This is a genomic window from Bacillus nitratireducens, from assembly GCF_001884135.1.
GTDB lineage: Bacteria > Bacillota > Bacilli > Bacillales > Bacillaceae_G > Bacillus_A > Bacillus_A nitratireducens.
On the sequence record NZ_MAOC01000082.1, the window covers coordinates 1 to 310 of the forward strand.

The 310-nt window shown below is 35.2% G+C and carries 1 protein-coding gene; it reads left to right on the forward strand.

The annotated features are described in order from the left end of the window. Positions 1-310: prealbumin-like fold domain-containing protein (locus BAU23_RS22015; protein WP_131802515.1), on the forward strand; the 310-nt coding region annotated here is incomplete at both ends.

The window sequence follows — 310 nt, forward strand, 5'->3', positions numbered from 1 at the left end:
AAGAGAGCCAAAAAGCATTAGCAGGCGTAGTCTTTGAAGTGCAAGATGAGCAAGGAAAAGTAGTAACAAAAGTAACAACAGATAAAGATGGAAAAGCAAAAATCTCAGACTTATCTGTAGGAAAGTACAAACTAGTAGAGAAAGAAAGCTTACCAGGTTACAAAAAACTAACAGAACCAGTATCATTCGAAATTACAAAAGGTATGACGACAGTCCTGTCAATGAAAGTAGAGAATGAACTATTAGATAAAGGTTCAGTAGAAATTACAAAAGTAGATAAAGAGAGCCAAAAAGCATTAGCAGGCGTAGT